This window comes from Natrinema soli, assembly GCF_028618695.1.
Window position 1 is genome coordinate 1 of record NZ_JAQIVI010000304.1, and the last position, 8,235, is coordinate 8,235.

Below are 8,235 nucleotides of genomic sequence, written 5' to 3' on the forward strand. Positions count from 1 at the left end.
CCTCGGGCGCTCGCTCCTCGATCGCCGCGGCGCTGACGACGGCGTCGTCGGGCGTGTAGAAGACGACGCCGGTCTCCTCGAACTGAAACGGCGGCAGGTGCGACTGGGCGCGCTTCGCCTCCCGCAGGAAGGTCGGCGCGACGCGGTCGGGAGTATCCTCGAGTTGCCGGTCGGTGGCGAGCGCGCCCAGCATCTCGCGGTCCGCACCACCGGTCGGGAGAATCGACCGCGAGAGGGGGAGCTTCATCGCCAGCGAGACGATCGGATTCCGCATGTCCGCGTGGAACCCCCACCACGGACTCAGGTAGACTCGGTGCTCGGCCCCCTCGAGATACTCGGCGACGAGGCCGCCGGTGCTGTGGGTGAGCAGTCGGTACGACTCGAGCCCGTCGACGTAATCGGCGATGGGTTTCACCCACTCCGATTCGAAGTCGGTGACCACGGTCGGCAGCTGAAAGACGGTGACGCGATAGTCGGCGTCGACGAGCCGGTCGACGAGCCACCGGACGTTCCCGTGTTCGATCCTGTTGCCCCACCCGAGCACGACGACGAGATCGCGATCTCCCGCCTCGTTGAACACCTCATGTTGCATACATATAGACATGTTCGGAGGCTCATATAGGCGTATCGGCGACTCGAAACGATGATCGCTGCTGTCTCGTCCGGCGGTATCTCCCACTTGAAACGTTTATTACAGTTCCACTATATGATGTGAAGTACCATGCCAGGGGCAGGGCGGTCCTACGACTACGTACTCGTCGGCGCGGGGCCGGCGGGGTGTGTGCTCGCGAACAGACTGTCGGCCGACGCCGACACCGAGGTACTGCTGCTCGAGGCCGGGACGCCGGACGAGAACCGCGAGATCGGCATTCCGGCGGCGTTCTCGGACCTGTTCCAGTCGGGGGTCGACTGGAACTATCACACCGCGGCCCAGTCGGAACTCCACGACAGGGAACTCTACTGGCCCCGCGGGAAGACCCTCGGCGGCTCGAGTTCGATCAACGCGATGATCTACGTGCGCGGCCAGCCCGCGGACTACGACCACTGGGCGGAACTGGGGAACGACGGCTGGGGGTACGAGGACGTCCGTCCCTATTTCATGCGGGCCGAAGACAACGAGCGCGGTCCCTCGGTCTGCCACGCGATCAGCGGGCCGCGCCACGTCGCCGATCTCCGGTCGCCGAACGAACTCAGCGAGGCGTTCGTCGATGCCGGACGGGCGGTCGGCCTGCCCCGCAACGAGGACTTCAACGCCGGCGAGCAGGAAGGGGTCGGCTTCTACCAGGTTACCCAGAAGGACGGCCGTCGCCACAGCGCCGCCGACGCGTACCTGAAACCGGTGCTGGATCGGCCGAACCTGACCGCGGTGACGGGAGCGCGGGTGACGCGGGTCCGCTTCGATGGGACGAAGGCAGTCGGCGTGGAGTACGCTCGAGACGATGCCGACGGGAGTCCCGCGACGGTCGATGCGACCGAGGAAGTCATCCTCTCGGCCGGTGCCGTCAACTCGCCCCACCTGCTCATGCTCTCCGGCGTCGGTCCGGCGGACCACCTCGCGGAACACGGCATTTCCGTCGTCGAAGCCCTCCCCGGCGTCGGCCGAAATCTCCAGGATCACCTGCAGGTCGGTGTCAACTACGAGTGCGAGCAGTCGATCAGTCTCGCCGACGCGGACTCGATCCGGAACCTCCTCCGGTTTCTGGTGCTGAAGACGGGACCGCTGACCTCGAATATCGCCGAAACCGGCGGCTTCGCGACCGTCACCGAGGACGCCGACCGGCCCGATATCCAGTTTCACTTCGCCCCGTCGTACTTCGTCGATCACGGGTTCGACAACCCCGACGGGCACGGCTTCTCCCTGGGCGCGCTCCGGCTCCGTCCCGACAGCCGCGGCCGGATCGCGCTCGAGTCCGCCGACCCCTTCGACGAACCGGCCATCGATCCGCAGTATCTGACCGAGGGCGACGATCTCGAGGTGCTTCTCGAGGGGATCAAACTGGTCCGGGAGGTCCTGCAGGCGGAGCCGTTCGACGAGTATCGCGGGGCGGAGGTCCTCCCTGGCTCCGACGTGCAGAGCGACGAGGGGCTGATCGAGCACATCCGCGAGACGGCCGAGACGCTGTACCATCCCGTCGGCACCTGCAAGATGGGCGACGACGACATGGCCGTCGTCGACGATCGGCTCCGGGTCCGCGGGCTCGAGGGGTTGCGCGTCGTCGACGCCTCGGTGATGCCGACGATCACGAGCGGCAACACGGACGCGCCGACGACGATGATCGCCGAGAAGGCGGCCGATTTCGTTCGCAATGGGGCCTGATCGACGCTCGGCAGTCGTTCTCGCCGGCCTGAAAGTGATCCATCAGTAACTATTTCTCCGCTCCCGCCCAACGGTCGGGAGAGCCAACAGGCTCGAGACACCATGAACGTCGATGAATTCGTCAGCGAAAACGAACCGAAAGACGGCGGCGAGACCTTCCAACTCGAGAACGGCAAGCTACTGGACGTCGACCTCGACGGTTCGGTAACTGCCAAGGCCGGATCGATGATCGCCTACGACGGGGATCTCTCCTTCACGGGAAAGTCCTCCGCCGAAGGCGGAATCACCGGCTTCCTCAAGGAGAAAGCCACGAGCGAGGGAACGCCGGTGATGGAGGCGACCGGTACGGGTCACCTGTATCTGGCGGATCGGGAGAAGAAGATCCAGATTCTCGAGCTCGATGCCGGCCAGTCGATCTCTGTCAACGGGAACGACGTGCTCGCGTTCGAGTCGAGCGTGAACTACGAGATCCGGACCATCAAGAGCATCGCCGGCTTCTCGGCCGGCGGCATGACCAACGTCTTCCTCGAGGGTCCCGGCAGCGTCGCGATCACGACCCACGGCGAACCGCTGGTCCTGAAACCTCCCGTCAGAACCGATCCCAGTGCCACCGTCGCCTGGAGCGGGACCACTCCCGGCAGTCACGTCGACAGCGCCCTCTCGAACATGATCGGGCAGTCCTCGGACGAGACCTACCAGCTCGAGTTCACCGGCTCGGAGGGGTTCGTCGTCGTCCAGCCATACGAGGAACAGACGCCACAGCAGTAGCAGGCAGTATCGACATCGGATCGCGTTACGTATGCCCCTTCGACCGGTACGCGTTCCTAGACGATTTCCATGAGACGACGAGTACTCGGCGCGATTTCGGCCGCAGTCGCACTGACGCTGCCCTGGGTCGCCGTCGTCGTGGCCACCGATCTCCTCCCCTGGCTCGCGACGGCCCTCGGGCTCGAGTATCGAGCACCGGCTGCGCTCCGAACGCTCTCGACGCTCAGCACGGTGATCGTGACCGGACTCGCCGTCCTCGGTGCGGCGTTCCTCCTCGCGTGGGCCGCCGAAACCGCCGAAAAGGACGTGCCACAAGCGTTCGCGATCGCGGTCCTCGCCGTGTTAGCGGTCGCGCCAGAGTACGCCGTCGACGCGCTGTACGCGTGGAACGCGGGCGTATTCGCGGGGACCGAGCGGGGAGTCGAGGCCGGGAACCTGGCGGTCGCCAACATGACCGGCGCGAACCGGATCCTCATCGGCATCGGCTGGGCCGGCGTCGCCCTCTTTACGATCTTTCGCGGGGGGTCGTCGGCCGATCCCTCCGTCGAGAATCGTCCCGGCTTCCTCACCGACGTCGTGATCCTCGACCGCGAGATCGGCCTCGAGATCGTGTTTCTCCTCATCGCGACGCTCTGGGCGTTTCTCGTCCCGCTCAACGGCGGGATCGACGTCTTCGACATGCTGTTTCTGGTCGGGCTCTACGTCTGCTACATCGCGGTGATCCTCCGCGGCGAGGTCGAACCGGACATGGACCACGTCGGCGTGCCGGCGTACTTACAGTCCTTCTCGAGGCCGGGGCGAATCGCGACCGTCCTCGTTCTCTTCGCCTACTCCGGCGTGATGATCTTCACCGCCGTCGAGCCCTTCGCACACGGACTCGAGCACCTCGGGGAGAGCGTCGGTATCCCCTCGTTCTTCATGATCCAGTGGATCGCGCCGCTGGCCTCCGAAGCGCCGGAGCTCATCGTCGTCGTCTACCTGGTGAACAAGGCGCGCTCGACCGCGGGGTTCAACGCGCTCATCTCGTCGAAGCTCAACCAGTGGACGCTGCTCATCGGGACCCTCGTCGTCGTCCACTCCCTCGCGCTGGGCCAGTACGGCGTCCTCGCCTTCGACTTCAAGCAGTCCGCGGAGATCTGGCTGACCGCCGCCCAGTCCTTCTTCGCCGTCTCGTTGCTGATCCGGTTCGAAATCTCGGTCAGAGAAGCGCTCACTCTGCTCGTCCTGTTCCTCTCGCAGGTCCTCCTCGAGTTCGTCATCATCCGAGATCTCGCCGCGCTGCCGGTCTCGAGCACCGACCTCCTGCTCGTCTACAGCGGGATCTACGTCGTCCTCGGGACGGCGCTGCTCGTCAGCCGGCGGCGGGCGTTCGGTCGTCTCATCCGTCGAACGGCGGGGACGGTCGGCGACGCGATGCCGATCGGCGGAGATCGGCCACGAAGCGTCGACGACTGAATCGGCCGGCCACAGACCTACGTTCGCGGCGGTGGTATCGTCAGCGTCGATGCTTTCGATCGGTCCGGTACGCTCCGACGCTGTGATCGTTTTCGCGCTCGCGATCACCCTCGCCCTGATTCATCTCTTCGCTGGACGACTGGGCGTCGGCGGCCGGATACCCCGAAGCCGATGGCTGTCGATCGCCGGCGGCGTCTCGGTCGCGTACGTCTTCGTTCACCTCCTTCCGGACGTCGGGGAAGCGGCGGCGACGCTCGCGGAACGCGGCGCGCCGACCGCCTTTGCCGAACACCACGGCTACCTGATCGCGCTGCTCGGATTCGTCACCTTCTACGGCCTCGAACAGCTCACTCGGCGATCGAATACCGATCCGGACGGAATCGTCGAATCGGCCGGAACCGGCGTCTTCTGGGTCCACGTCGGATCGTTCGCCGCCTACAACGCGATCGTCGGCTACCTCCTGTGGGACCGCGAACTCGGCAGCGTCCTCCTGTTCACCGTCGCGATGGCCCTGCACTTTCTCGTCACGGACGACGGCCTCCGAGAACACCACGGGCAGACCTACCACTGCCGCGGCCGGTGGATACTGTCGGCGGCGGTGATCGCCGGTGCCGGTGTCGGATACGCGTTCGAGGATACCGAACTCCTCCTCGCGGTGTTCGTGCCGTTTCTGGCCGGCGGCATCATCCTCAACGTGATCAAGGAGGAGCTGCCGTCGGATCGCGAGAGCCGGTTCTGGGCGTTCGCCGGCGGTGCGGCGAGCTACGCTGCGCTGTTGCTGTTCGTCTGAACTCGACCCTCAAACGGGACCGTTTTATCGCTCCGCCGCAATCCCCCGCTATGAAGCTTCGACGGCCGCGCCGTCCGCGCGATTACCGGTTCGCGGACTCGGCCCAGCAGCTCGTCGGCGGGTTCCTGCTCGCGGGCCCATTCGTGGTCACCGAGGAGGTTTGGACGCTCGCGAGGAACATGCACGACCTCCAGGCGCTCGTGACCGTCGCTATCGTCTTTGCGATCGGCTATGCGGCGCTATACAAGGCGGATACGACCAGAGATGCGGACGACGAGCAGGAGGTGGCCGGGATTCCGATTCGCTTCATCTCGCTGATGATCGTCACCTTCGGCTCCGTCACCACGCTCGCACTTCTGTTCAGTGCCCCCGCGACGTTCCTCGAGGACGTCGAGACGACCCGCGAACTCGCACGGATCTCGTTCAAGGCCATCTGCGTCGGCGCGGTCTTCAGTGTGGTCGGCGCGGCGACGGCCGATAGCATCTTTTCGAAGTAACGATCGACGACTCGGCCGTTCGGCTCGAGCGGAACGAGCGATTCGGCGTCCTCACGGTGGTCGCGACTAGATGTACGAATCGTCGTACGACTCTCCGGAGCGCTCCGCGTGGGAGTTTCCGCAATCGCCGCACTCGAGTCGGTCCATGTTGTTCATCGAGACGTCGAGCGAGCCGCAGTTCGCACAGTAGAACCCGTACTGCTCAGTCTGGTCCTCGTCCTCGTAGGTGACGAAAAACGACGCTGCAGTGCCGGATTCCTCCTCGTCGCGGGCGATGTACACCGTCTCGCCGTCGTCGGTCGTCGCCGTCAGGTGGCCGTCCGTCGTCTCCGTTTCGGGGAATTCGTCCGCCGCTGCATCCTCCGCATCCTCCGCGTCCGCCCGCGACTCCGTCGGGAGGTCCACGTCGATGTTCGAATCCGTGTACACGTACTTTACCAGGGACTCGCCGGCCACGTCGATACGCCGGTCGCCGTCGTGCTCGAGGCCGAACCGTTCGACGAACTGGTGGCCCTCGGTGTTGGCCTCGAGGACGGTCACGCAGACGTGGTCGGCGCCGCGGTCGCGGAGGGACTCGGTCGCGGTCTCGTACAGCTCCGTTCCGATACCCCTTCCTCGGTGCTCGGGGTCGACGAACAGCCAGTTCACCTCGCCCCACTCGTCCGCGAGGCGGCCCTCGACGAAGCCGGCGATAACCGTCCCTTCGATCTCCTCGCCGGTTTCGACGACGTGTAGCAGGGCGTCCTCGTCGTCGATCTTCTCGGCGACGGCGTCGTCGCCGAACTGGTCGTCGGTGATACCGTCGATCTGCTGTGGACTGAGCCTGAACGAGGTCGTCATCGAACTGTCCACGACCTCGCGAATCCGCTCGGCCTCGTCGGGTTTCGGCTCCCGAATTTCCATACTGGATGAACGGTCCCGTTCCGGATAAGATGGCTGCCGGCGGGAACAAGCGGATTTATGGCTCGCCGCTACCGGTCACGACCACCGGGCGATCCGAACTGAGAATGACACCCTGGGTGGTGCTGCCGAAGATCGCTTTCCCGACCGGCGAGCGCTTTCGGCCGCCGAGGACGATCGAGTCGACGTCGGAGGCCTCGGCTTCCTCGAGAATGTCGTCTTCCGTATCGCCGCTGTCCTCGAGGATCGTCACTTCGATGCCGGCGGTCTCGAGGGCCTCCTGTGCGCGGCGGACGGAGCCGATCCGCGAGGCCGACTTGAACGTCTCGAACTCCTGTGGGAGGTCGTCGCTGTCCTCGGTGAAGACGAACAGGAGGTAGACCTCGACCGACTCCGCCGCGTCGGGGAGCGACGCGACGTACTCGGCCTGTGTCAGTGCACGATCTTCGTTGGTATCGACGGGCATCAGTACTCGATACATGGATAGCTGTTACCATGGATAGACCATAAATCCGGCTCCGTGTCCCGTCATCTCGGACGCGGACCACCGATCGACTGCGCTGGGAGAGCCGCGTTCGATTACTCGTCGGTATCCCCGTCGCGCTCTCGAAGGGATCGCCGGTGGATCTTTCCGGTCGTCGTGGTCGGAAGCGTCTCGACGAACTCGATGTGCTGGGGGTATTCGTACTCCGCCAGTCGGTCGCGGACCAGTTCGCGGATCTCCTCGCGGAGCGTTTCGGGGTCGTCCACGTCGGTGGCGGGTTTGACGAACGCCTTGATCGCCTCGCCCCGAGTGTCGTCCGGAACGCCGACGACGCCGGCCTGTTCGACGGCCTCGTGGGTGAGGATCGCGTCCTCGACCTCCATCGGCCCGACGCGGTAGCCGCTGGTGAGGATGACGTCGTCGGTTCGCGAGACGAACCACAGGTAGCCGTCCGCGTCGCGCTCGACGAGGTCGTCGGTCAGGAACCATCCCGAATCCGTCCGCTTGTTCGCCGTCTTTTCGGGCAGGCCGTGGTACTCGTCGAAGAAGACCCGTCGATCGCCCGGCTTCACGGCGAGCTCGCCGACCGCGCCGCGCTCGAGGCGCTCGTGCGTCTCCGAATCGAGTACCGCGATTTCGTAGCCCGGGAAGGGTTTCCCCATGCTGCCCGGCCGCGTGTCGAACCAGGACTCGGCGTTGCCGACGACGAGGTTGAGTTCGGTCTGGCCGTAGAACTCGTTGATCGCGACGTCCTCGAACGTCGATCGGACCCAGTCGACGACCTCGGAGGTCAGCGGCTCGCCGGCCGAGGCGAACGTCTCGAGCGAGAGATCGAACCGGCTTTCGGGGTCGTCGACGCCCATCAGCATCCGGAGCGCGGTCGGTGGCATGAAGGCCTGGGTCACCTCGTGTCGCTCGAGCAGGTCGTAGACCGCCTCGGGGTCGAACCCGTCGCGGGGCCAGCCGACGATCGGACAGCCGTGGTGCCACGCGGCGAAGAGGGTCCCCCCTAGCGCCGCGCCCC

At 65.5% G+C, this 8,235-nt stretch carries 9 protein-coding genes; 5 read left to right on the top strand and 4 right to left on the bottom strand.

Annotated elements, in window-relative coordinates; genetic code table 11:
• On the bottom strand, positions 1-592 hold a 592-nt coding region (locus PGX04_RS18565), incomplete at its 3' end, for a lipase family protein (RefSeq protein ID WP_273739868.1).
• A 129-nt stretch (positions 593-721) separates the two neighbouring features.
• On the opposite strand from PGX04_RS18565, the gene PGX04_RS18570 reads away from it, so the two are divergent.
• From PGX04_RS18570 to PGX04_RS18590, 5 genes are all read left to right on the top strand, one after another.
• The gene (locus PGX04_RS18570; RefSeq protein WP_273739869.1) at positions 722-2,317 is read left to right on the top strand and encodes a GMC family oxidoreductase; all 1,596 of its coding nucleotides are present in this window, start codon (positions 722-724) and stop codon (positions 2,315-2,317) included.
• A 102-nt stretch (positions 2,318-2,419) separates the two neighbouring features.
• Complete coding sequence (locus PGX04_RS18575; RefSeq protein WP_273739870.1) at positions 2,420-3,085, top strand: AIM24 family protein; 666 nt, start codon at positions 2,420-2,422, stop codon at positions 3,083-3,085.
• A 69-nt stretch (positions 3,086-3,154) separates the two neighbouring features.
• Positions 3,155-4,540, top strand: a complete 1,386-nt coding sequence (locus PGX04_RS18580) for a sodium:calcium antiporter (protein ID WP_273739871.1) — start codon at positions 3,155-3,157, stop codon at positions 4,538-4,540.
• A gap of 49 nt (positions 4,541-4,589) precedes the next feature.
• Complete coding sequence (locus PGX04_RS18585; protein WP_273739872.1) at positions 4,590-5,330, top strand: hypothetical protein; 741 nt, start codon at positions 4,590-4,592, stop codon at positions 5,328-5,330.
• A gap of 50 nt (positions 5,331-5,380) precedes the next feature.
• Positions 5,381-5,827, top strand: a complete 447-nt coding sequence (locus tag PGX04_RS18590; protein WP_273739873.1) for a DUF2391 family protein — start codon at positions 5,381-5,383, stop codon at positions 5,825-5,827.
• A gap of 66 nt (positions 5,828-5,893) precedes the next feature.
• Here the strand turns inward: PGX04_RS18590 and PGX04_RS18595 are convergent, their stop codons facing one another.
• The 3 genes from PGX04_RS18595 to PGX04_RS18605 form a co-directional block, all read right to left on the bottom strand.
• The gene (locus PGX04_RS18595; RefSeq protein WP_273739874.1) at positions 5,894-6,730 is read right to left on the bottom strand and encodes a GNAT family N-acetyltransferase; all 837 of its coding nucleotides are present in this window, start codon (positions 6,728-6,730) and stop codon (positions 5,894-5,896) included.
• Positions 6,731-6,785: 55 nt separating this feature from the next.
• On the bottom strand, positions 6,786-7,208 hold the full coding sequence (locus PGX04_RS18600; protein ID WP_273739875.1) for a universal stress protein: 423 nt from the start codon (positions 7,206-7,208) through the stop codon (positions 6,786-6,788).
• Between the two features lie 98 nt (positions 7,209-7,306).
• On the bottom strand, positions 7,307-8,235 hold a 929-nt coding region (locus tag PGX04_RS18605; RefSeq protein ID WP_273739876.1), incomplete at its 5' end, for an AMP-binding protein.